The sequence below is a fragment of the Kitasatospora sp. NPDC050543 genome (assembly GCF_044457565.1).
Lineage (GTDB): Bacteria > Actinomycetota > Actinomycetes > Streptomycetales > Streptomycetaceae > Kitasatospora.
The window spans coordinates 107,956-130,926 of the sequence record NZ_JBITGZ010000021.1 but is presented as its reverse complement, the minus strand read 5'-3'; the positions used below and the strand labels follow the sequence as shown (position 1 = coordinate 130,926).

Below are 22,971 nucleotides of genomic sequence, written 5' to 3'. Positions count from 1 at the left end.
GAAGCCCGCCGGCTGACCACGGCACACCACAACACCACAGCGCGCACCGCTCGCCCCGTCCGGCACCCGCCGGACGGGGCGAGCCACATCCGGGCCCGGACACCGTGCACACCGCGCAACTCAGTTGCCGCAGCGGCCCGTTGGCCGCCGGTGCGAGGCGGGCCGGCGCCGGACGTGCGGTCGTGCGGGCGGGATCAGCGCACGGGGTAGCCGAAGGCGCCGTCGGGCCGCGCGCTGCGGCCGGCCGCCGGCCGCAGCCAGCTGTCGAGCACCAGGCCGGACGGGTAGAACATCGGGCTCGGCAGCGCGTCGACCGGGAAGCGGTCCCACCCCGCGCAGGCGTGCGGTTCGGTGACCTCGGCGGCCGCCTCGCTCGGCGGGGCGAGCACGGCGGCGGTCAGCCGGGGCCGGCCGAGCTCGTGGTCCAACAGGACGGCCAGCACCCGCATGCCCTCGGCGGGCAGCAGGATGCCGGTCTCCTCGGCCAACTCCCGGGCGGCGGCCTGCTCGAAGGACTCGCCGGGCTGGTCCACCTTGCCGCCGGGCAGGCTCCAGGTGGGCCGCTCGCCGGCGGTGATCCGCCGGCCGAGCAGTACGCCGCCGTTCCCGGTGGGCACGATCACGCCCACCCCGAGCATCGGTGCGGTGCCCATCAGACCCTCCCTGAACGGTTGTCGGCGGCCCGGCCGGGCAGGCCCCGGCCGGTGCGGCGAGCGGTTACCACGCGGACTGGGCGTAGTCCTTGAGGAAGCAGCCGTACAGGTCCTCGCCCAGCTCGCCACGGACGATCGGGTCGTAGACCCGGGCCGCGCCGTCGACCAGGTCGAGCGGGGCGTGGAAGCCCTCGGCGGCCAGCCGCATCTTGTCCGGGTGCGGACGCTCGTCGGTGATCCACCCGGTGTCGACGGCCGTCATCAGGATGCCGTCGCTCTCCAGCATCTCCTTGGCGCTGGTGCGGGTCAGCATGTTCAGCGCCGCCTTGGCCATGTTGGTGTGCGGGTGGCCGGCGCCCTTGTAGCCGCGGCTGAAGACGCCCTCCATGGCGGAGACGTTGACCACGTACTTGCGGCGGGCCGAGGAGGCGGCCATCGCCGGGCGCAGCTGGCTGATCAGGATGAACGGTGCGGTGGAGTTGCAGAGCTGGACCTCCAGCAGCTCGACCGGGCCCACCTCGCTGACCGTCTGGACCCAGCTGTTGGTGTCGGCGAGGTCGGGCACCAGGCCGCCGGCGTCGATCGCGGTGCCGGCCTCGATCCGGGCGGGCGTGGCGGAGCCGGTGACCAGTGCCAGGGAGGTGACGTCCGCGGCGCTGAGCCGCTCGCTGCCGCCGCTCGCCTGGGCGGGCAGCGCGGGCAGGTCGACGCTGCCGCTGCCGAAGCGGCCGATGGTGGTGGACTGCGGGAGCTCACCGGCGGGCAGCGGCGCGCCCTCGGCCGCGACCAGCTCGCGGTAGGACTCCGGCGGGCGGCGCACGGTCTGCGCGGCATTGTTGATCAGGATGTCCAGCGGGCCGTCGGCCGCGACCTCGGAGGCGAGGGCCATCACCTGGGCGGGGTCGCGCAGGTCGATCCCGACGATCTTCAGGCGGTGCAGCCACTGCGCGCTGTCCGGCATCGCCTTGAAGCGGCGGATCGCGTCGTTGGGGAAGCGGGTGGTGATGGTGGTGTGCGCGCCGTCGCGCAGCAGCCGCAGCGCGATGTACATGCCGATCTTGGCCCGGCCGCCGGTGAGCAGTGCCCGCCGCCCGCTGAGGTCGGCCCGCGCGTCGCGGCGGCTGTGGTTGAGCTTGGCGCAGGGCTGGCAGAGCTGGTGGTAGAACGCGTCCACCTCGACGTAGCGCTGCTTGCAGGTGTAGCAGGAGCGCGGGCGCTCCAGGATGCCGGCGATCTCGGTGGTGGTGGCGGTCGTCAGGCCGAACGCGCCGGCCGTCTCGTCGTCGATCCGGCCGGGCGCACCGGTGGCGGTGGCGGCGGTGACGGCCCGGTCGTTGGCGGTCTTGCGGGCCCGGGTCTCCTGGCGGCGGCGCTGCTTCAGGGTGCGGAAGACGCCACCGACGGCCTGCCGGACGGTGATCGCGTCGGGGTGGTCGACGTCGAGCTGGTCGAGCTCGGCGAGCACGCTGAGGCAGAGCGCCAGCCGCTCCGGGTCGATGCCCGGGCCGTACTCGACCCCTTCCGGTGCCAGGGAGCCCGGCTCCTGGGAGCCCTCCGTCTCCTCGATGGTCTCCTGGATGTCCGCGCCCGCCGTCATGCCCGTCACTGCTTCCTGCTCGCTTTCCCCACCCGATTACCCGTGGAACTCTACGGAGTGCCGGAGACAGCGCCAAATGATCCGGACGTTCGGTTGCTCACCCCGGCCCCGGCCGTTGCCCGGGGCCGCGACCGGCGCCGCCCCCGGCGCCGCCCCCGGCTGCCATCCGTCGCCGGCCCGCTCGGTTCTGCCTCACGGCGGCGGCCCGGCTGCGGTAGCCGTCCAGCACATGCTGCTGGAGCAGGTGCCCGAAGCCGGCCGACTCCAGCCGCAGGCCCAGTTGCGCCTCGGTGACGCCGAGCCCGGCGGCCGCGTCGGCCAGGTGCCAGTCGTGCGCGGCCAGCCGGTCGATCAGGTGGCCCCGGCGGACCTGGTTCTCCGACAGCCGGAAGGTCTTGAGGTACGCGGTGCGGCCGTGCTCGTCCGTGATGGCCTCGCCGATGTGGTTCTCCTCCTTGAGCCGGAACGGCGGCAGGAAGCGCGACAGCGTGAAGCGGCCCATCCGGTACACCTGCTGCCGGCGGTACTCCGCGTTCAGCAGGGCGCCGGCCATGGTCGTGTCGTGGAAGCGGGCCCAGTCCTGCTCCTGGCGCCCGACCGCCGCCCGCAGGTCGGCCAGCGAGCGGACCTCGCCGTCCCGGATCCGGGCGCGGAAGTCCGGCACGGCGGCCGCCAGCGTCCCGTAGTGGTGGATCAGTTCGCCGTAGAGGTCCTGGAGCAGGCTCGGGTACAGCGCGCGGAAGTCGTCCGGGTGCGGCACGGCGAAGGCCGCGGCGAGCGCGTCGGCGACGTACACCAGGACCCCGCACTGGCCGGGGTGGATCTCGAACACCCGCATGGCCTCGGCCAGTCCGCGGACGTCGGCGCCGAGGTAGGCCTCCTCGCCGCGCGGGGACAGGCCGCTGCGGACCGCGCGCTGCGACCACTGCTCCCAGACGATCACCGGGCCGCCGAAGTGCAGCGCCAGGTAGCCCTCCAGGGCCAGGTGCAGCGGCAGGAATCGCAGCCGGTGCCTGCCCTGGCGCCGGGCCATGCCCCGGTGCACCCGCACCGGCATGGCGGCGGGCGGGGGAGCCTGCGGCGGCACCCGAGGGGCCGGCGGGCGCGGGCCGGGCGACGGCGCGCCGTGGCCGAGCCGGGTGCCGTACGCCGCGGCCGGGCCGTCCTCGCCACCCCAGTCGGCGACGAAGCCGTGCGGGACGTAGGAGAGGTAGCTCTCGCGCGGCCCGAGCTCCACCAGGCCCGGCTCGTCACCGTAGATCTGCTGGTCCAGGCGCAGGCCTGCGACGGGTTGCGCGCGCACCAGCGGCACCAGCCGGACACCGCCCCAGGCCTGCGAGGGGCGGGTCTCCAGGCCGGTCAGGTCGAGCGTGGTCATCGGGCGCCCTCCAGGAAGCGGCCGGTACGGGCGGCCAGGTGCGCGGTCAGTTCGGCCAGGCCGGTGCGGCCCTCGGCGAACTGGGCGAGCTCGACCAGCGAGGGCAGGTCCTCGACGTCCCTGATGCCGGCGGTGGGCACGCTCGGTGCCAGCCGGCGCACGTCGAAGCCGTCCGCGTCGTAGACCGGGTTGAGGTGGACGACGCCGGTGCGGTGCTCCGGGTCCAGGCGGGTGCGCCAGACCCGCAGCACCTCGGCCGCCAGGCCGGGCGGCGCGTTGTCCCGGCCGTCCGAGACGATCACCAGCCGGTCGGGCCCGGTGCCCAGCGCGTCGACGATCCGCCGGCCGAGCGGGGTCGGGCCGTATGGGTGGGCGAGCAGGGCGTCGCGGCGCCCGGAGGTCCACAGTGCGGTGTACTCGGCGCCGAGTGCGGCGAGCAGGTGGTGGCAGGCCAGTGCCACGGCGAGCGGCCGGCGGCGCTTGTGGCCGGAGCCGTAGCTGGAGAAGCTGTCGTCGAGGACGGCCGTCACCCGCCCCCAGCCGCCCCGGGCCGGGCCGGCGGCGCGCTCGGCGGCGGTGCGCAGCGCGGCGGTCAGTTCGGCGCGCCGGCGCACCCGGTCGTCCGGCGGCAGCGCCAGCACGTACGAGGCGAGCCGGGTGAGCGGCATCCGGGCGAGGTCGGCCTGTACGGCGTCGGCCCGGTGGCGCTGCCCGGACTCCTGCAGGCGCAGCTGCTCCAGCCTGGTCATCCGGGGTGCGATGCGCTCCAGGAAGGCGGCGCGGTCGATGCCGTGTGCGGCGGCGAAGCCCTCGGCGACGGTGTACGGCAGCTCGTACAGCGCGCCCTGCTCGTGGTGCGCGCGGCGCCAGCTCTCCAGGATCGGCGTCTCGAAGCGCTTGCGGCTGCGCGGGGCGAAGAGGAAGGCACCGAGCTCGCCCGCGGCCCCGGGGAGCTGCCGTCCGGGCTGCCGCTGCCCGGGGGCGGTGTCCGGGGAGGCCGGGCCGGCCGGCGCCAGGTGGGCGTGCCGCACGGCCTGCTTGAGCGCGCCGCGGTACTTCACGGCGTCGAAGGCGGGGTCCGGGCGGGCGGCGATCCAGTCGCGCATGACGGCGCGCGTCCGGCGGTTGTTGACCTTGGCCCGGCGCAGCGCGCGGAACAGGCCGTACACCCGCTGCGGCGGGAGCAGGGCCAGCCGGCGGGCGATCAGCCGGCCCTCGGTGGCGCGCTGCGCGGCGTCCGCCTCACGGCCGGTCTCCAGCAGCCGCCGGATGATCAGTACGGCGTTGTGGTCGTTGATGTCCAGGGCGAGGGCCGCGGCGTAGAGGTCGCGGTAGTTGCCGAGCATGTACGCGTGCAGGAAGTCGAGGGAGAGCCGCTGCTCGGCCGCGTCGCCGTGGAACTCCCGCTGGCCGGTGGCGGTGATCGCCGCGTTGACGAAGAGCAGCACGTCCTCGGCGGCGACGAGGTCGCCGAAGGTTTCCATCGTGGGCCCCGCCCCCTGGTCGAACCGGCCCGACCGGTCGCACCGTCGCAGGTGCGGGAACGGCCGGGGTGAACCGCGCAGGCCGGCCGGGGAATGGGGGCGCGAGCAGCGAATCATTGCGTTAGAGGCAGGTTCCGGAAGTCGCACCGGAGTCCCGCGGCCGGCAGCCCGACCCTAGCAGCGGCGGACGAGGGCCCGCGAGCGGATTCCGGAGCCGGGGTTGTATGTTCCTCCAGGCCTTGATCCGGAGCGGTCGGAACCGCTTGTGGGGAGCTTCAACGCTTGCGCCTGAACTGGCGTTCGCCCTGCTCATCGGCAAGAATCGACGGTTGGGTGCGGGGCGCCCGAGTGCGCTCGGCCGGCCGGCCCTAACCGCACCCGAGGTCTACCCTCCCGCAGCCAGAGAGCCTTCTTCATGCGCTTCTTGAACCCCCAGACCGGCAGCTACGACGACCGTAATTCGGTCCCGTACGACCTCACGTACGACGACGTCTTCATGGTCCCCAGCCGCTCCGCCGTGGGCTCCCGGCAGGGTGTCGACCTCTCCTCCAACGACGGCACCGGCACCACCATCCCGCTGGTGGTCGCCAACATGACCGCCATCGCCGGCCGCCGGATGGCCGAGACCGTGGCCCGCCGCGGCGGGCTGGTCGCCATCCCGCAGGACATTCCCACCGAGGTCATCTCCGATGTCATCGGCTGGGTCAAGCAGCGCCACCTGGTGCACGACACCGCGATCAGCCTGGAGCCCGGCGCCACCGTCGCCGAGGCCCTCTCGCTGCTCCCCAAGCGCGCGCACGGCGCGCTGGTCGTGGTCGAGGACGGCAAGCCCGTCGGCGTCGTCACCGACCACGACTGCCAGGGTGTGGACCGCTTCACCAGCCTGAGCGAGGTCATGTCCCGTGACCTGCTGCTGCTGGAGGACGGCATCGACCCGCGGGCCGCCTTCGAGAAGCTCAACGAGGCGCACCGCAAGCTGGCCCCGGTGGTCGCCCCGGACGGCCGGCTGGTCGGCATCCTGACCCGCAGGAACGCCCTGCGCGCCACCCTCTACACCCCGGCCGTCGACGCGAACGGCAAGCTGCGGATCGCCGCCACGGTGGGGATCAACGGCGATGTGGCCGGCAAGGCCAAGGCGCTGATCGAGGCCGGCGCCGACGTGCTGGTGGTGGACACCGCGCACGGTCACCAGGAGTCGATGATCAGCGCGCTGCGCGCGGTGCGCGGCCTGGACCCGCAGATCCCGATCGTGGCCGGCAACGTGGTCTCCGCCGCCGGTGTCCGCGACCTGGTCGAGGCGGGCGCCGACATCCTCAAGGTCGGTGTCGGCCCGGGCGCCATGTGCACCACCCGGATGATGACCGGTGTCGGCCGCCCGCAGTTCTCCGCCGTCCTGGAGTGCGCCGCCGAGGCCCGCCGCCTGGGCAAGCACGTCTGGGCCGACGGCGGCGTGCGCCACCCGCGGGACGTCGCGATGGCGCTGGCCGCCGGTGCGTCCAACGTCATGATCGGCTCCTGGTTCGCCGGCACCTACGAGTCGCCCGGCGACCTGCAGACCGCCGCGGACGGCCGCCAGTACAAGGAGAGCTTCGGTATGGCGTCCGCCCGCGCGGTGCGCAACCGGACCTCCGAGGAGTCCGCCTACGACCGCGCCCGCAAGGCGCTGTTCGAGGAGGGCATCTCCACCTCGCGGATGTTCATCGACCCGGCCCGCCCGGGCGTCGAGGACCTGATCGACTCGATCGTCGCGGGTGTGCGCAGCTCCTGCACCTACGCGGGCGCCAACAGCCTGGAGGAGTTCCACGAGAAGGCCGTCGTGGGCATCCAGAGCGCGGCCGGCTACGCCGAGGGCAAGCCGCTGCACTCCAGCTGGGCCTGAGTCCGGCCCGGCCCCGAGCCGGACCCGAAGGCCGGCCCGGCCGCGCGCTGATCAGTACGCGGCCGGGCCGGCCTCGGCATGTCCGTCGAGCGGCGTGAGCAGCGCCCGGCCGACCATGCCGACCGAGCCGTCCAGCGCCACACCCAGGGCCCCGTACGCGAGCGGCACCCGGCGCAGCTCCCAGAGGGCGAGGACGCTCGCCCAGGCCGCCTCGCGGGCCCGGTCGATCGACCAGACGCCCAGGACGTGGGCCAGCGGCCCGGCCAGGTCCAGTGCGTCCGGCCCCGGCAGCAGGCTCTCCCTGACCTCGCCCTCCACCTGGGCCAGCAGCTCGTTGATCCGCCGGTAGTCGGCCGCCAGGTCGTGCGGCTCCCGGTCGAGCAGACGGCAGGTGTCGACGACGGCGAACGGCAGGTCGTGCTCGATGTGGGCGTTCATCCCGGACAACGCGAACTGGAGCGGGTGGATGCCCGGGTGGGCGCGCAGCTCGAACAGGGGGCGCCAGCACGCGGGCGGGCGCCGGCCGCCGGCGGCCGCGTCGACGGCGGTCAGGTAGCGCCCGGCGAACAGCGCGTCGAGCTCGGCGACCGTGCCCGGGTCGTCGAAGTACGCTCCCGCCAGGCGGTCGCGGACCAGCTCGGTGACGGTCAGGTACATCCGGTTGAAGACGCCGACGCCGTCCGAGTCGCCCAGGCCACGCCCGATCTCCCGCATCCGGTCGACGATCTGATCGACCGTCAGCTCGCGTCCCGTCAGCTGCGTCATCGCGCTCACCCTTTCGGTGGACCGTCCCCGCTCCACGATGGCAAGCCCGCCGCCGCTCGGGAAGCCTCCGAGCGGGCGATACTATTCGGCGCCGCTCCTCCGCCTCGGTCGCGTGCCCCGGGCTGCGGGCCTCAGTCGCGCGGGGCGGCGGCGTCCAGCGAGCCGGTGACCCGGGCCAGCAGGGACTGGAGCATCACGCTCTCGTCCAGCGAGAGGTCGGTGACCTCCACGATCTTCTGCGGCACGCACACCGCCCGTTCGCGCAGCGCCGTACCGGCCTCGGTGAGCTCGACGGTGACCGAGCGCTCGTCCTCGGTGCTGCGCGCGCGCCGGACGTAGCCGGTCGCCTCCAGCCGCTTGAGCAGCGGGGAGAGGGTGCCGGAGTCCAGTCGCAGGTACGCGCCGATCTGCTTGACGGGCAGCTCGCCGTGCTCCCAGAGCACCAGCATGACCAGGTACTGCGGGTAGGTCAGCCCGAGGTCCTTGAGGATCACCCGGTACACGCCGCCGAATGCGCGCGAGGCGGCGTGCAGGGAGAAGCAGATCTGGTTGTCGAGCCGGAGCAGCTCGCTCTCGGGTACCTGGGACAGCTTGGTCATGCCTCCAGGATAGCTGTGCCGTACGCAGTTGAGTTGTGCGCAATTCAATTGCGTGCTCTACTTATGGACAGAGGGCGAGCCGGGAACGGCCGCCGACGCGAGAAGGGACCGGTTAGATGGACGCGCTGTACACCGCTGTCGCCACCGCCAACGGGCGTGAGGGTCGCGCCGTGAGCTCCGACGGCCAGGTGGACCTCCCGCTGGCGATGCCGCCGGCGCTCGGGGGCAACGGCCAGGGCACCAACCCCGAGCAGCTCTTCGCCGCCGGCTACGCCGCCTGCTTCGCCAGCGCGCTCGGCCTGGTCGGCCGCCAGGCGAAGGTCGACACCGGTGACGTCTCCGTCACCGCCGAGGTCTCCATCGGCAAGGACGAGACCGGCTTCGGCCTCTCCGTGGTGCTGCGCGTCGAGCTCCCGGACGCCCTCGCCGGCGAGAACGGCCTGCTGCTGGTCAAGCAGGCGCACGAGGTGTGCCCCTACTCCAAGGCCACCCGCGGCAACATCGCCGTCGAGCTCGTCGTCGAGTAGGCACACCCGGTCACCCTGTGACGCCATGCCCGAGGAGCCCCGGACCGCACGATGCGGCCCGGGGCTTCCGGTGTTGCGGCGGGGGCCCGGTCGAGCCGTGGGGGGTGGGGGGGGGGGCCGCGCCCCCCCCCCCCCCCCCCCCCCCCCCCCCCCTCGCCCCCCTCCCCGCCCGCGGCCCGCGGGGGCCTGGGGGGGGGGGGCGGGGGCGGCCGCCCCCGTTGCGGGGGGGGGGGGGGGCCGCGCCCCCCCCCCCCCCCCACGGGCCGCGCTCCACGCCTGCGCGCCGTACCGAGGGATCAGACGAGGGTGTACTCCAGCGTGTAGGAGTGACTGCCGTCCTCGGGGCGGACGATCTCCAGGGTGCCGGTGATGCCCGTGAGGTCACCGGTGCCGGTGCCGGGGACGACCTGGATCGCGAGGCGCTCACCGTGGCTGCCGGGAGCGCTGTGCTGGAGGGCGAAGGAGCCCTTGCGGCCGCCCAGTTCGCCGGTGACCAGCTCGACCGCGACGTACGCCACCGGGTTGCCGGCGGTGTCGGCCACCGTCAGCATGTCCACCGTGCTGGTGCCCGTCAGGTCACCCTGGAAGGACTTGGTGATCCGGGCCCGGCCGAGGAGCGAGCCCTCGGCGGCCTCCTCCGGCCGCCATGACGTCAGGTCGAACGTCCCGGTGGCGCTGGTGCTCATCGTGCGGCCCTCGATTCCTAGGTTCTGCCGGACGGCCAGCGTGGCACGGCGCACCGACAAACGCCGCGCCGCACCACGCCGGGGCCGGATCGGTCAGGAGGCGGGCGGCATCAGCACGGTGTCGACGATGTAGACCGTGGCGTTGGCCGTCTTCACGTTGCCGCACAGCACCTTTGAGTTGCCGTTCACGGTGAAGTTCTGACCGGAGCCGGCGACCGTGAGCTGGCCGCCCTGCAGGGTCTTGTGCATGCCGGGGAGGGCGGTGGGGGCGGTGCCGCCCGGGCTGACGTGGTAGGTCAGGATCGCGGTGAGCTTGGCCTTGTCGGCCAGCACCGCGTCCAGGGTCGCCTTCGGGATCTTCGCGAACGCTTCGTTGGTCGGCGCGTACACCGTGATGTCCTTGGCCGAGTTGAGGGTGTCGACGAGCCCGGCGGCCTTGACCGCGGTGACCAGCGTCGACAGCAGCGGGTTGTTGGAGGCGGCGGTGGCGACCGGGTCCTGGGCCATGCCGGAGAAGCTGCCGGCGCCGTTCGGCGGCACGGCGGCGCAGGCCGCACCGAACGGCTGGCCCGCGGCTCCGGCGGGGTTCGCGGCCCCGGCGGCCCCGGCGGGGTTCGCGGCTCCGGCGGCGTTGGCGGCGTTCGCGGGAGCGGCCGGAGCGGCGGCGGCGCCGCCGGAACCACCACCCTGGGCGGCGGAGTTCGAGTAGCCGCCGTCGTCGTCGCCGCCGCAGGCCGTCAGGGAGAGGCTGAGCGCGCCGGCGGCGAGCAGGGCGGCGACGGCGCGAACACGGGCGGAGGTGGTGATCGTGGACACGGTGACTCCTAGGGCTGGGTCAGGTTCCGGGCATGGCGGTGCCACGGCCGGTGTACATGGGCGAGTTGAGTGGTTACGGGTGGGGCGGGTAAGGCTGGTGGTGTGGCTGGTGAGGGGTGGTCAGATGACGGTCACCACGGTGTTGTGCCAGCCCGTGGAGCCGCTTGGGAAGGGCGTCGCACGGGCCTGCGGCTGTACGGCGCCCGAGGTGTCGGTGGCCCGGACCTGGAGGGTGTGGTTGCCCGGCCGGGCGCCGGTCCAGTCGTACGTCCACTGGCGCCACAGGTCAGGACCGGCGTCCGCGGCGAGGGTGGCCTCGGCCCACGGGCCCTCGTCGACCCGGACCTCCACCGCGGAGATCCCGCGATGGGTGGCCCAGGCGGTGCCGGCCACCGTGACCGTCCCGGCAGGTACCCGGGCGAAGCCGGCCGGGATCTCGATCCGGGAGGCGGTACGGACCGCCCCGGTACGGTCCCAGCCGCGCTTGACCCAGTACGGGTCGTAGGCGGCGAAGCTGGTCACCTCCAGGTCGACCAGCCACTTGGTGGCTGAGGCGTAGCCGTACAGGCCGGGCACCAGCGAGCGGCAGGGGAAGCCGTGTGCGACGGGCAGCGTCTCGCCGTTCATCGCCACCGCCAGCAGCGCCTGCCGGCCGTCCAGCACCGCGTCCAGCGGGGTGCCGATGGTCATCCCGTCCTGCGACCGGCCGACCAGCTGGTCGGCGCCGCGGCGGACCCCGGCCTCCCGCAGCAGGGCCGGCAGCGAGGCGCCCAGCCAGCGGGCGGTGCCCAGGTACGGGCCGCCGACCTCGTTGGAGACGCAGGAGAGGGTGTAGTCCATCTCCTCCAGCGGGCGGCGCAGCAGCTCGTCGAAGCTGATCAGCAGCGGACGGTCCACCAGGCCGTGGACCCGCAGCGACCAGCGGCCCGGGTCGATCCGGGGCAGCGTCAGGGCGGTGTCGACGCGGTAGAAGTCGGCGTTCGAGGTGGTGAAGGTGGAGAGCCCGCCGACGTTCGGGTGGGCGGCGGCCGGCGGCGGCGCGGCCGCTCGGGCGGCGGGCGGGAGCCGGACGGCGAGCCGGGCGCCGCTGATGTCACTTCGGGCGGTGGACAGCGCGCGGCCGCCGCAGCCGGCGCCGGCCGCGAAGGCGACGGTGGCGCCGGTGGCGATCAGGACCCGCCGGCGGGCGGGGCCATGGGCCGGCTCAGCCTCGCTCTCGTCCCTGCCCTCGTCCCTGCCCTCCGGCCCGCCCTCGTGGCGCGCCCCGAGGGCGGCCCGGTTCAGGCCGGCGGCCAGCCGTACCAGCACGGCAGCCCCGACGGCGCCCGCGGCGAGGGAGGGCAGCGCGTAGGAGGGGTCCGCCGTGCTGCGGGAGAGGGCGGCCCAGGCGCCGATCCCGGCGAAGCCCACGAACAGCGCGGCGCCCGCCCACGGCCGGCGGACCGCGAGCAGCCCGGCCAGCACGGCCAGCGCGGCGAGCGTCAGGTAGATCCCGCCCAGCAGGACCGGCTTGTCGTTGGTGCCGAAGGTCCGGATCGCGTAATCCTTCAACGCGGTCGGCGTCAGGTCGATCGCGGCGGAACCGACCGCGATCGCCGGCGCGCTCGCCGCCCCGGTCAGGGCCGCCGTCAGCTCGCCGACCGCCAGGGCCATCGCCGCCGAGGCGAGCCCGACGGCCGCGCCGGCAGCCGTACGGGCGGCCAGGGACCGGAGGCGACGGGGCCGGTCGGCTGCGGGCCGGCCCGGCTGAAGCGGGGGGGCGGCGGTCTCGGAGGTGCTCACGCCTGACATTCGCGGCTGCGGCTCGGCCGGATGGGTGCGGGTTTTCGGGATCTTTCCCGGAGCGTGCACGAGCCGCGCTGCCGGGCCGGGTGCAGCGGCCGAATCCTGTGGCGTACAAGGGCTGACGGACCGGCAGGCCGGCGCGGTGACGTGGCGACGGGATGACGGGATCTGCGGATGACGTGTGTCCAGGTGGCGGCCGTGCCGGTGCCGGAGCGTCAGGTCGTCGGCCCGGTGGCGGCCGTCTGCCGGGCCCGGGCGGTGATGTTGCGCGCCATGCCGCCGAAGACCGCGCGGTGGAACGGCGCGACGGCCCACCAGTACGCGTGCCCCGCCAGGCCGTGCGGGTGGAACAGCGCGCGCTGGTGGTAGACCGCGCCGCCGTCCGGGCCCGGCTCCACCCGCAGCTCCAGCCAGGCCGGCCCCGGCAGCCGCATCTCGGCCCGCAGCCGCAGCAGCCTGCCGGGCTCGATCTCCTCGACCCGCCAGAAGTCCAGCGAGTCCCCGACCCGCAGCCGGGCCGGATCGCGCCGCCCGCGCCGCAGACCCACCCCGCCGACCAGGCGGTCCAGCCGGCCGCGCAGCGCCCACGCCGGCGCGAAGGAGTACCAGCCGTTCTCGCCGCCGATGCCCTCGACCACCTCCCACAGCGCCGCCGGGGAGGCGTCCACCGCCAGCTCCTGCTCGTTCTGGTACAGGCTGCCGCCGGCCCACTCCGGGTCGGTGGGCAGCGGGTCGCTCGGCGCGCCCGGCAGCGAGGCCGAAGACCAGCGGGTGGCGACGTCCGCCTCCCGGATGCGCTTGAGGGCGAGGCGGACGGCCTGGTCGAACCCGATCAGCCCGACCGCCGGGTCGGGGACGTGGGTCGCGATGTCGTGCTCGCCGCACACCACCTCGTGCCGCAGCGACTCCACCAGTGGCCGGGCCAGCCCGCTCGGTACGGGGGTGACCAGGCCGACCCAGTGGCTGGACAGGCTCGGCGTCAGCACCGGCACCGGCACGATCACCCGGCGGGGGAGCCCGGCCACCCGCGCGTAGCGGAGCATCATCTCCCGGTAGGTGAGCACGTCCGGACCGCCGACGTCGAAGGTCCGGTTGACCTCGGGCGGCAGCCGGACGGCGGCGACCAGGTAGCGGAGCACGTCCCGGACGGCGATCGGCTGGATCCGGGTACCCACCCAGCTCGGGGTGACCATCACCGGCAGCCGCTCGGTGAGGTGGCGCAGCATCTCGAAGGAGGCCGAGCCGGAGCCGATGATCACGGCGGCCCGCAGCTCCGCGGTGGGGACCCCGGACGCCCGCAGGATCCGGCCCACCTCGGCCCGCGAACGCAGGTGGGGCGAGAGCTCGGAGGCCGGCACCCCGGCGGGCACCAGACCGCCGAGGTAGACGATCCGCCGGACGCCCGCCGCGGCCGCGGCCCGGCCGAAGGCCTCGGCGGCCTCGCGGTCGCGCTGCTCGAAGGACGGCCCGGTGCCGAGCGCGTGCACCAGGAAGTAGGCCGCCTCGATGCCCTCGAAGGCGGCGGCCAGGGTGTCGGGCCGGGTCACATCGCCTCGGACGCTCTCCACCCGGCCGCGCCAGGGGTGGTCGCGCAGTCGTCCCGGATCGCGGACCAGGCAGCGCACCCGGTGGCCGGCGGCCAGCAGCTCGGGCACCAGCCGGCCGCCGATGTAGCCGGTGGCGCCGGTGACCAGGACGTGGAGGTGGGCACTGCTCGGCGGGTCGGTGCCGGGGGCGCTCCACGGGGCGCCGGCGGGGTCGGGCATCGCGGCCTCCTGCGGTGGCGGGTCAGCTCGATGGTCTCCGTGGTGGGCGGGACCCGCACGGCGGCGGGCTCCGTACGGCGGTGGGCTCAGCCCGGGGGGATTCGGTGCCGTCGGCGCGGAGGTTTGGCCCACGGCCGGGATTTTCGGTGGTGACCCGGGCAATCCGGGAGGATGACGGGTCCGAACACGGTATGCCAGGACACAGGAGCGGAGGTTCCCGTTCCGGTGCCCCGCCGACTCGACCGCGCCGCCCGCCCGTACCGCCCGCCCGTACCGCCGACATCGCTCGAACCGCTCGACGATCAGCGCCATTCAGCAGGAGGCCTGCCAATGCCCGCTACCCGACCGAAGGGCCGTCCTCCGGTCCCGTACCAGCGACCGACGCCGCGCGGCGCGGGACGTCCGGGGGTGGCGTGGTGAACACCGTCGTCCATCTGGCGGGCCCGCACCGGCGCGGCCCGGACCTCAAGGAACTGCTGGCCAGGACCGCCTTCGGGGACCAGGACGCCTTCGGCCGCTTCTACGACGCGGTGGCCGGGCCGGTGCTCGGCCTGGTGCGCCGGGTGCTGCGGGACCCCTCGCAGTCGGAGGAGGTGACCCAGGAGGTCATGCTGGAGATCTGGCGGACCGCCGCCCGCTACCAGCCCGAACGCGGCGAGGTGATGGCCTGGGTGATGACCCTCGCCCACCGACGGGCCGTGGACCGGGTGCGCAGCGCGCAGGCCGCCGCCGACCGGGACCGCCGGGCAGCCGCCCGGGCCCACGTACCGGCCTACGACGAGGTGGCCGAGCAGGTGGAGAACCGGCTGGAGCGCGAGCAGGTCCGGCGCTGCCTGAACATGCTGACCGAGCTCCAGCGCGAGTCGGTCACGCTGGCGTACTACCGGGGCTGTTCGTACCGGGAGACCGCCGAGATGCTGGGGGTGCCACTGGGCACCATCAAGACCCGCATGCGGGATGCGCTGATCCGGCTGCGCGACTGCCTGGGGGTGGGGTCGTGACCGCGGCCGCCGATCTGCACACGCTCACCGGGGCCTACGCGGCCCACGCGCTGCCCGACTCGGAGAGCCGGGAGTTCGAACTGCACCTGCTGGCCTGCCAGGCCTGCGCCCTGGAGGTGCAGGAGTTCCGGGCGGCACTGGCCCGGCTGGGCACCGCCGAGGCCGCGCCGCCGCCGCCGGAACTGAAGGCCAGGGTGCTGGCAGGCATCGGCTCCGTCCGGCAGCTCGGCCCCGGGGATCCGCTGGACGAGCGTGAGGGGGCGCCGGAGGAGCACAGGAGTCGCCTCGCGCGCTCCTGGCCGAAGTTCGCGCTGGCCGCCTCGGTGGCCGTCGCCCTCGGCCTCGGCGGGGTCGCCGTGTCCGAGCACCAGGCCGCGCAGCGGGCCGACCGGCAGGCGGCGCAGCTCCAGCAGCAGACCGCCGCGTTCAGTGCGTTGCTGACCACGCCGGACGCCCGGACCAGGACGGTGCGGGCGGGCTCAGGCGTCGGCACGGTGGTGTGGTCGCAGAGCCGTGACCAGGCCGGGTTCCTGGCCGGGCGCCTGCCGGCGCTGCCGGAGGGCAAGGTGTACGAGCTCTGGTTCAACGACTCCGGCACGATGCGGCCGGCCGGGCTGCTGCCCTCCTCCAACGGATCGACGCTGCTCACGGGCGGCATCGACGGGGCCGTGGGCGTCGGCGTGACCGTGGAGCCGGCGGGCGGCTCGGCGGCGCCGACGAGTGCGCCGATGATGCTGGTGCCGTTGAGCTGACCGTCGGCCTACCGCCCGGGGCGTGCGGGGGTGGGCGGACGGGGCGGCGGGGCCGCCTCCCGGCCGGCCTGCTCCACCGAACGGGTGAATCGACGACCGGCCGGCAAACCCCCCTGCCGGGCGGTGGCGAAGGGAAGGCACGGGGCCGCCGCCGCTGAACCCCCTCGCACCGGAGGCGGCTCCGCCGGCCGCACCGTCGCAGCAGGTTCGGGCGAGTCACCACCAAACCGCTCGCCCGTGCGCTCCGAATACCTGGTGTCCGGCGACAGGAAGGCCACACCCGGTGACGGGGTGGACTCGCCGGATCGCAGGAACGTGCGTGAGCGTGCCACGGGTGCGCCGAAGCGGCCGAGATCGCGGGTGTGGCCGCCCGGCCCCGGGTATGCCCGCACGGGCGGACCGGTGTCCCCACACAGCCCGTGTGGGGGCACCGTCGGCCGTCGGCCGGTCAGTGCTCCCAGCGCACGGCCAGCATCGCCGCGTCGTCCTGGAGTCCGGCGGTGCCGACGTACGCGCGGACCTCCAGCAGCAGCTGGTCCAGCACGTCGTCCGGATCGCTGTCGGCGACGGCGGCGAGCCGCTGCGCCAGCGGATAGAACCGGTCCGCCGTGTCCCGGGCCTCGGACACGCCGTCGGTGTAGAGCAGCAGCAGATCGCCGGGCCGCACGTCGAACCGCCCGAGCCGGTACCGGCTGCCGAACAGCCCCAGCAGGCCCAGCGGCGGTGCGTGCTCCGGCGGCTCCACCTCCGTCACCAGGCCGTCCCGGCGCAGCAGCGGGTGCGGATGGCCGCAGTTGACGAATTCCACCGGGCCCGGGGTGTGCGGGATGCCGACCAGTACGGCCGTCACGAAGCGGTCGTCGGTAGGGCGGCGGACGAGCGCCGCGTCCAGCCGCCCGGCCAGCACGTCGAGGGCGGGCTCGGTGCTGGCACCCTCGCGGAACGCGCCGAGCACGTCGGCGGCGGTCTCCACCGCCGCCAGACCGTGGCCCTGGACGTCGCCGAGCAGCAGCCGCACGCCGTGCGGGGTGTCGGCCACCACGTACAGGTCGCCGCCGATCCTCGCCTCGGCCGCGGCCGCCGCGTAGCGGACGGCGGTGCGCAGCCGTCCCAGGTGCTGTGGGGGCGGGCGGAGCAGCGCGCGCTGCGCCGCCTCGGAGACCGTCCGGACCTGGAGGAGCTCCCGCTCCCGGGCGGTGACCAGGACGACGTTCGCGGTGCTGGCGAGGGTGGCGGCGAGCACCGCGATCAGCGCGGTGATGTGGACGGACGCGGGGATCGAACGGTTGGTGAACGCCAGCACGGCCACCGCGGCCGTCGCCACGGCGCCCGCCAGCAGCGGCACCCTGGCCGCCCGGGTGGTCGCCCCCGCGATCACCGGCGCGGCGGCGAGCAGCGGCGAGACGGTGCTGCCCGGCCCGGACAGCACGTCCGCCAGCACGGCCGCCACGAGCAGTGCGTACGCGCCCAGCACCATCCGGCGGGCCCGCCGGGGCAGGCGTAGTGGCGGCAGCCGCGCGCCACCCGGGGTGTCACTGGTCACGGCGCGCTCCTCCCGGCGGGAGCGGGCGGCCCGTCCGCCCGTCACGTCCACTCTCCTGTCCACTCTCCACCGAGACGGCCGACCCGACCACGCCGTGCCGGACCACGCCGTGCCCGACCACGCCGTGCCGGACCACGCGGTGCCGGACCACGTGGTACCGGACCACGTCGTGCAAGGGGACCGCGCCCACGCCTGCCGCGACCCCACCCCGGAAGGGTCGCGCGGCGCCCGCGTCTAGGCTGTCCAGCGACGAGAGGTGAGGCTGTCCCGAGATGAGACGCAGGCCCAAGGTGCCGCCCGCGCCCCTGCCGCAGCGGCACGGGGTAGATCCGGTGCGGCTGAAACTGCCCGCAGAGGGCCCCTGGCTCACGGTGCGCGAGCATCTGGTCGACCGGCTGCCCACCGTGGACCCGGCGCGGATCGACGCGATGCTGAACGAGCGGGAGATCGTCGGCGTGGACGGGCCGATCGCCCCGGACCAGGCCTTCGTGCCGGGCACCTTCCTCTGGTTCTACCGGGATCTGCCGGAGGAGGTCCCGGTGCCGTTCGAGATCGCCGTCCGCTACCGCGACGAACACCTGCTGGTCGTCGACAAGCCGCACTTCCTCGCCACCACACCGCGTGGGCGGCACGTCACCGAGACGGCGCTGATGCGGCTGCGCCGCGACCTCGCACTGCCCGGCCTCAGCCCCGCCCACCGGCTGGACCGGCTCACCGCCGGGCTGGCGATGTTCGTGATCCGCCCCGAGGACCGCGGTGCGTACCAGACGATGTTCGCCGAGCGACTGGTCCGCAAGGAGTACCAGGCGGTCGCCCGCCACCTCCCCGGGCTCGACCTGCCGCGTACGGTGCGCAGCCGGATCGTCAAGGAGCGCGGGGTCATCGCCGCCCAGGAGGTGGCGGGCCCGGCCAACAGCGAGAGCCTGGTCGAACTGGTCGAGCACCGCGGCGCGCTCGGCCGCTACCGGCTGCGCCCCACCACCGGCCGCACCCACCAGCTCCGGCTGCACATGAGCGGCCTCGGCGTGCCGATCCTCGGTGACCCGGTGTACCCGGTGCTGCTCCCCGAGCCGGCCACCGACGACTTCACCCGGCCGCTGCAACTGCTCGCCGACGTCCTGGAGTTCACCGACCCGGTGACCGGCCGCGAGCACCGCTTCGAGAGCGCGCGCACCCTGGGCGCCTGGCAGGCGTACGGCGAGTGGGCGGGCGCTGCGCCGGCCCCGGTCGTGGGCCCCGCGCCGCAGGGCAACGCGAGGTAGGGCCGGCGGCCTACGCCCAAGGGACGAAGCGGCCCCGGGGCCGACGGCCGATCCGCACCGGGCGGGCCCGGGGCGAGAGTTGTGCCATGGACACCGCATCCGACATCGCACCGGACACCGCACCGAAGACCCCGCCGTCGCCGACCCCGACCGCGCCACCCGTCGCCGTGATCACCGGCGCTTCCCGAGGCCTGGGCCTGGCCCTGTCCAGGGCGCTGGCCGCCGAGGGCTGGCAGCTGGTGCTGACCGCCCGCGACGAGCGCGAACTCTCCGTCGTCGAAGCCGAACTGGCCGCCGTCACTAAGGTCTCGGCGCTCGCCGGATCGGTGGTCGACGACGACCACCGGGAGCGCCTGGCCCGGGCCGCGGCCGCCCTCGGCGGAGCGTCCCTGCTGGTCAACAACGCCTCCACGCTGAACGGTTACACCCCCGGCGGCGAGCCGCTGCCCCGGCTGGCGGACTTCCCGCTGCCCGGACTGCTGGAGACCTTCGAGGTCAACGTCCTCGGGCCGATCGCGCTCACCCAGCTCGTCCTGCCGCAACTGCGTGAACGCACCGGCGCCGTCCTCAACATCAGCTCGGACGCCGCCGTCGAGGCGTACGAGGGCTGGGGCGGCTACGGCGCCAGCAAGGCGGCGCTGGACCACGCCTCGGCCGTCCTCGCCGCCGAGGAGGCGCCGGTGCGGGTCTGGGCCGTCGACCCCGGTGACATGCGCACCGCGCTGTACCAGGAGGCCTTCCCGGGGGAGGACATCTCCGACCGCCCGCTGCCGGAGAGCGTCGTCCCGGCGCTGCTCACCCTGCTGCACACCCGCGCCGACTCTGGCCGCTACCGGGCCGCCGAGCTGCCGGCGTACGGCGGGGGTGAGCGATGACCACGGCGCTGGACGGCGTCCTCGACCTCACCGTCCCGCCGGAACTCTCCGCCCGGGCCCCGGCGGAGGCGCGCGGCCTGCGCCGGGACGGCGTGCGGATGCTGGTCGGGCACGGCGACCCGGTGGCGGTCGAGCACCGCGCCTTCACCGACCTGCCCGAGGTGCTGCGGCCCGGTGACCTGCTGGTGGTGAACAACTCGGCCACCCTGCCGGCCGCGCTCCCCGGACGGCTGCCGGACGGCACGCCCGTGGCCCTGCACCTGTCCTCAGCCGAGCCGGACCCGCGCGGCAGCCACCTGGTGGAGCTCCGCCGCGTACCCCGAGGATGCTCCGCCCGGAACGCCTCGGGTGGCTCGGGTGCCTCGGGTGCCTCCGAGTACTACCCGCCGGGCGTCGGCCCGGCCCGGCCGGGCCTGCGGGTGGCCCTCCCGGGCGGCGCCGCGGCCGAGCTCACCGAGGCGTTCACCGCCAGGCTCTGGCGGGCCCGCCTCACCCTGCCCGGCCCGCTCCCGGCCTACCTGGCGGGCCACGGCCGGGCCATCCGGTACGGCTACGTCGACCGGGACTGGCCGCTCGACGCGTACCAGACCGTCTTCGCGACCGTCCCCGGCAGCAGTGAGATGCCCAGCGCGGCCAGGCCGTTCAGCACCGAGGTGGTGGCCCGGCTGGCCGGGCGCGGGGTGCTGATCGCCCCGATCACCCTGCACACCGGTGTCGCCTCGCCCGAGGCACACGAGGCCCCGTATGCCGAGCGCTTCCACGTCCCGGCGAGCACCGCCCGGCTGGTGGGCCACGTCCGGGCGGGCGGCGGCCGGGTGATCGCGGTCGGCACCACGGCCGTCCGCGCCCTGGAGTCCGCCGTCGGCCCGGACGGGCGGGTGTGGGAGGCGGACGGCTGGACCGATCTGGTGATCACCCCGGAGCGCGGTGTGCGGGCCGTGGACGGCCTGCTCACCGGCTGGCACGAGCCGCGCGCCTCCCATCTGCTGATGCTCGCCGCAGTCGCCGGGCGCCCGCTGCTGGAGCGCTGCTATGCCGAGGCGGTCGAACACCGGTACCTCTGGCACGAGTTCGGCGACGTGAACCTGCTGCTCCCGCGATAGCCGAGCGCCTGCCCGAGTCCCCCGCCCGGAGCCCTCGCCCGAAGCCCCGCCCACAGCACGCGCCCGTGCTGCCGCCCGCACGGCCCCCGACGGCCGTGCGGGCCCGCGTGCTCCCGCCGCACCGGCGCCGCCCGGACGGGATCCGCCGATCGTGCTGCGCCACCCCCCGAACTGCCCTAGGGTGTCCCGTGCTTGAGGTAGCCGAGCTGGCTCGCCCGGACCCCGACCTGGAAGCGGTTCTCGGTGCCCAGCTTCTCCATCAGGTCGTACATCAGGCGGCGCATGGTCCGGATCGAGACACCCAGCTCGCGGGCTATCGCCTCGTCCTTCATGCCGGCGTTCATCAGCCGGAGGATTCCCGACTGCTGGGCGCTGAGTGGGATCTGGGCGGGTTCCTGCGGCGTCGGCGCGTCGGTGCCGAGCTCCACGGCCGACTGCCAGCAGTGTTCGAAGACCCGCCGCAGCAGCCGGGTGATCACCGGGCCGCGGGTGACCAGCGCGGTGGGGTGCGGCTCGGCGCCGAAGGCGGGGGTGAGGGCCATCACGTCGTCGATCACGATCAGCCGGAACGGGATGGTGGGAGCGAGGCGGACCCGGATGCCGGTGTTCTGCATCTCCTCCAGCAGGGCCAGGCCGTGCGGCAGCCGGGCGGTGGAGGCGAGGTGGATGGTGCGCATCCCCACGCCCCGGTCGATGACCCGGCGGTTGCGCTCCAGCCTAGCCTTGGAGCGGCTCTCCACCACCGGCCCCGGATGCATGCTGAGCACCTCGTCCTCGGCGAGGTCGGTGCAGTCCTCCAGGACCTCCGATATGCGGTCCAGGCCCACGATCAGCTCGGCCGGGGCCAGGCTGGCCTGCTGCTGGTACTGGTCGGCGAGTTCGGTGGCGAGCAGACGCATCGCCTTGCGGACCCGGACGGTCTCGTCCATCCAGCGCACGGCGGCCTGCTCGGCCTTGCCGGCCAGGCGGTTGAGGGCCCGCTCGGTGGAGGTGACCGCGAGCCGGCTCTCGGCGACGTCGGACTCGGTGAGCAGGCCGACCTCGGTGAGCAGGTCGGTGGCCTGCCGGAAGGAGGCCAGGTCGAGCCCGGATCTGTCGCACAGGTCGGCGATGCCGAGCGTGGGCTCGTTGCGGAGCTGCCGGTAAAGGTCGGCAAGGACCTTCCGGTCTTTCTCAAGATCCATTGTTCTCCCGCCAAAGCTGCTCGATCGTAATGCCCAGGTGTGGTGTGCCTGGCCTTGACTAGTCACGGCACGATTGGGACAGCGATCATCTCTGGACATGCCGTGGCGGGGGCAGCAGGATCGTTCTCGGCGCCGCCCACTGGACAGGTTACGGGGTGGTGCTGACCGCTCAGCAGTGAATGCACCGGGGGGTATTAGGAAATGACGGCCAATCATCACGCCTTAAGGCTCGAAAGGGTCGTAACGGACGCCTTCGGCGTCATCGGAGCCAGCGCATCCGTTTCGTGTACCGCGGGGTCGTGCACCGGAGGGGCCCGCACAGCGGGACCCGGTGCGGGGGGACCGGTCGCCGCGCACCTTCGCGCCGGCGACGACCTGGAGTGGGGCTGAGCGGTCGGCGGGCCGTCCGCCGCGGAAGGGGGAGGTCTCGATGCAGGTGACGCTTCCGTCGTGGGCGGCGCTCACACTGTTCGTCCCGACGGTGGTGGCCCTGGTGGCCATCCCCGGTCCGAACATGCTGCTCATCCTGAGCCGGGGGATCGGCCAGGGCCGGCGGGCGGCCTTCGCCTCCGCCGTCGGAGTCGAACTGGGCACGCTGGTCCATGTGCTGGGTACGGTGATCGGGGTGTCCGCCCTGATCGCGGCCTCCTCGCTGGCCTTCAACACGGTCAAGTACGCGGGCGCCGCCTACCTGGTCTACCTGGGCGTACGCACGCTGCTCGCCAAGCAGGACCAGGCGGCGCCCGGTGCGCCGGCCGCCGCCGGCGAGCGGCAGCCCGTGCGGACGCTGCTGCGCCAGGGCGCGCTGGTCAACGTGCTGAACCCGAAGGTCGCGCTGTTCTTCCTGGCGCTGTTGCCGCAGTACGTGAATCCGGGTCGGGGTTCGGTCGCCAGTCAGACGCTGGTGCTGGGGATGATCTTCTTCGTCATCGCGCTGGCCATGGACCTGGTGTACGCGGTGGCCTCGGTCGGGGTCGGTGCCTGGCTCGCCCGTAGTCTGCGATTCGCCCGCGCCCAGAAGTACATCACGGGCTGTACGTATCTCGTGCTGGGCATCAGTGCGGCATTCGCCCAGCCCGCGGGGCACCGGGCGGACTGAACGGTCGTTCGGTCCGGGATTTCCCCGGCACGCATCCAAGGGTCTGTTCATTGCTCAACTGATCCGTTCGGTTCACCCATCAACATTCACGGTGATTTCCGGTGGATTCCGGCGGATTTCGGTGCCCGCGGGCGCGGCTGCCCACCGCCGGACGCGAGCGAATTCTTCCTGCCCACAGATCGATTGCCGTCGGCCTTCCCGCGCGGCCCGGCTAATG

The 22,971-nt window shown here is 74.4% G+C and carries 20 protein-coding genes; 8 read left to right on the top strand and 12 right to left on the bottom strand.

The window, feature by feature from the left end:
• Positions 1 to 194: 194 nt before the first annotated feature.
• The 4 genes from ACIBH3_RS24470 to ACIBH3_RS24455 form a co-directional block, all read right to left on the bottom strand.
• Positions 195 to 653 carry an NUDIX hydrolase gene (locus tag ACIBH3_RS24470; RefSeq protein ID WP_396314198.1) on the bottom strand — a complete coding sequence of 153 codons (459 nt, stop codon included), beginning with the start codon at positions 651 to 653 and terminating at the stop codon, positions 195 to 197.
• 64 nt (positions 654 to 717) lie between these two features.
• The gene (locus tag ACIBH3_RS24465) at positions 718 to 2,250 is read right to left on the bottom strand and encodes an SDR family NAD(P)-dependent oxidoreductase (protein ID WP_396314197.1); all 1,533 of its coding nucleotides are present in this window, start codon (positions 2,248 to 2,250) and stop codon (positions 718 to 720) included.
• A 97-nt stretch (positions 2,251 to 2,347) separates the two neighbouring features.
• Complete coding sequence (locus ACIBH3_RS24460) at positions 2,348 to 3,628, bottom strand: ARPP-2 domain-containing protein (RefSeq protein ID WP_396314196.1); 1,281 nt, start codon at positions 3,626 to 3,628, stop codon at positions 2,348 to 2,350.
• Positions 3,625 to 5,112, bottom strand: a complete 1,488-nt coding sequence (locus tag ACIBH3_RS24455) for a hypothetical protein (RefSeq protein ID WP_396314195.1) — start codon at positions 5,110 to 5,112, stop codon at positions 3,625 to 3,627. Before ACIBH3_RS24455 ends, ACIBH3_RS24460 begins: the two co-directional genes overlap by 4 nt.
• 415 nt (positions 5,113 to 5,527) lie before the next feature.
• Between ACIBH3_RS24455 and ACIBH3_RS24450 the strand changes: the two genes are divergently transcribed.
• Positions 5,528 to 6,991, top strand: coding sequence for a GuaB1 family IMP dehydrogenase-related protein (locus ACIBH3_RS24450; RefSeq protein ID WP_396314194.1), 1,464 nt, complete (start codon positions 5,528 to 5,530; stop codon positions 6,989 to 6,991).
• Between the two features lie 51 nt (positions 6,992 to 7,042).
• Here ACIBH3_RS24450 and ACIBH3_RS24445 read toward each other — a convergent pair whose 3' ends face one another.
• On the bottom strand, positions 7,043 to 7,756 hold the full coding sequence (locus ACIBH3_RS24445; protein ID WP_396314193.1) for a DUF5995 family protein: 714 nt from the start codon (positions 7,754 to 7,756) through the stop codon (positions 7,043 to 7,045).
• 131 nt (positions 7,757 to 7,887) lie between these two features.
• Positions 7,888 to 8,355 carry a MarR family winged helix-turn-helix transcriptional regulator gene (locus ACIBH3_RS24440; RefSeq protein ID WP_396314192.1) on the bottom strand — a complete coding sequence of 156 codons (468 nt, stop codon included), beginning with the start codon at positions 8,353 to 8,355 and terminating at the stop codon, positions 7,888 to 7,890.
• 116 nt (positions 8,356 to 8,471) lie between these two features.
• Between ACIBH3_RS24440 and ACIBH3_RS24435 the strand changes: the two genes are divergently transcribed.
• Positions 8,472 to 8,882, top strand: coding sequence for an organic hydroperoxide resistance protein (locus tag ACIBH3_RS24435; RefSeq protein WP_396314191.1), 411 nt, complete (start codon positions 8,472 to 8,474; stop codon positions 8,880 to 8,882).
• A gap of 296 nt (positions 8,883 to 9,178) precedes the next feature.
• On the opposite strand, the gene ACIBH3_RS24430 is transcribed toward ACIBH3_RS24435, so the two are convergent.
• The 4 genes from ACIBH3_RS24430 to ACIBH3_RS24415 all read right to left on the bottom strand — a co-directional run bounded on the left by ACIBH3_RS24430 (position 9,179) and on the right by ACIBH3_RS24415 (position 13,935).
• Entirely contained in the window at positions 9,179 to 9,568 is a 390-nt protein-coding gene (locus ACIBH3_RS24430; protein WP_396314190.1) for a DUF3224 domain-containing protein, read from the bottom strand.
• 93 nt (positions 9,569 to 9,661) lie between these two features.
• The gene (locus ACIBH3_RS24425; protein ID WP_396314202.1) at positions 9,662 to 10,375 is read right to left on the bottom strand and encodes a fasciclin domain-containing protein; all 714 of its coding nucleotides are present in this window, start codon (positions 10,373 to 10,375) and stop codon (positions 9,662 to 9,664) included.
• 129 nt (positions 10,376 to 10,504) lie between these two features.
• Positions 10,505 to 12,175 carry a molybdopterin-dependent oxidoreductase gene (locus ACIBH3_RS24420; RefSeq protein ID WP_396314189.1) on the bottom strand — a complete coding sequence of 557 codons (1,671 nt, stop codon included), beginning with the start codon at positions 12,173 to 12,175 and terminating at the stop codon, positions 10,505 to 10,507.
• A gap of 209 nt (positions 12,176 to 12,384) precedes the next feature.
• Positions 12,385 to 13,935, bottom strand: a complete 1,551-nt coding sequence (locus ACIBH3_RS24415) for an SDR family oxidoreductase (protein ID WP_396314188.1) — start codon at positions 13,933 to 13,935, stop codon at positions 12,385 to 12,387.
• Positions 13,936 to 14,351: 416 nt separating this feature from the next.
• Between ACIBH3_RS24415 and ACIBH3_RS24410 the strand changes: the two genes are divergently transcribed.
• Positions 14,352 to 14,936, top strand: a complete 585-nt coding sequence (locus ACIBH3_RS24410) for a sigma-70 family RNA polymerase sigma factor (RefSeq protein ID WP_396314187.1) — start codon at positions 14,352 to 14,354, stop codon at positions 14,934 to 14,936.
• A complete protein-coding gene (locus ACIBH3_RS24405) occupies positions 14,933 to 15,688 on the top strand; it encodes an anti-sigma factor domain-containing protein (RefSeq protein WP_396314186.1) in 756 nt (251 codons plus the stop codon). Before ACIBH3_RS24410 ends, ACIBH3_RS24405 begins: the two co-directional genes overlap by 4 nt.
• A gap of 448 nt (positions 15,689 to 16,136) precedes the next feature.
• Here ACIBH3_RS24405 and ACIBH3_RS24400 read toward each other — a convergent pair whose 3' ends face one another.
• Positions 16,137 to 17,231 carry a PP2C family protein-serine/threonine phosphatase gene (locus ACIBH3_RS24400; RefSeq protein ID WP_396314185.1) on the bottom strand — a complete coding sequence of 365 codons (1,095 nt, stop codon included), beginning with the start codon at positions 17,229 to 17,231 and terminating at the stop codon, positions 16,137 to 16,139.
• Between the two features lie 272 nt (positions 17,232 to 17,503).
• Between ACIBH3_RS24400 and ACIBH3_RS24395 the strand changes: the two genes are divergently transcribed.
• From ACIBH3_RS24395 to ACIBH3_RS24385, 3 genes are all read left to right on the top strand, one after another.
• Positions 17,504 to 18,493: a pseudouridine synthase gene (locus ACIBH3_RS24395; protein WP_396314184.1), complete on the top strand. Its 990-nt coding sequence runs from the start codon at positions 17,504 to 17,506 to the stop codon at positions 18,491 to 18,493.
• A gap of 86 nt (positions 18,494 to 18,579) precedes the next feature.
• Positions 18,580 to 19,368 carry an SDR family NAD(P)-dependent oxidoreductase gene (locus ACIBH3_RS24390; protein ID WP_396314183.1) on the top strand — a complete coding sequence of 263 codons (789 nt, stop codon included), beginning with the start codon at positions 18,580 to 18,582 and terminating at the stop codon, positions 19,366 to 19,368.
• Positions 19,365 to 20,471, top strand: coding sequence for an S-adenosylmethionine:tRNA ribosyltransferase-isomerase (locus ACIBH3_RS24385; protein ID WP_396314182.1), 1,107 nt, complete (start codon positions 19,365 to 19,367; stop codon positions 20,469 to 20,471). Before ACIBH3_RS24390 ends, ACIBH3_RS24385 begins: the two co-directional genes overlap by 4 nt.
• Positions 20,472 to 20,647: 176 nt before the next feature.
• On the opposite strand, the gene ACIBH3_RS24380 is transcribed toward ACIBH3_RS24385, so the two are convergent.
• Positions 20,648 to 21,655, bottom strand: coding sequence for a LuxR C-terminal-related transcriptional regulator (locus tag ACIBH3_RS24380; protein ID WP_396314181.1), 1,008 nt, complete (start codon positions 21,653 to 21,655; stop codon positions 20,648 to 20,650).
• 430 nt (positions 21,656 to 22,085) lie between these two features.
• Here ACIBH3_RS24380 and ACIBH3_RS24375 point away from each other — a divergent pair, with 430 nt between their 5' ends.
• Positions 22,086 to 22,754, top strand: a complete 669-nt coding sequence (locus ACIBH3_RS24375) for a LysE family translocator (protein ID WP_396314180.1) — start codon at positions 22,086 to 22,088, stop codon at positions 22,752 to 22,754.
• The last annotated feature ends 217 nt before the right edge of the window (positions 22,755 to 22,971 follow it).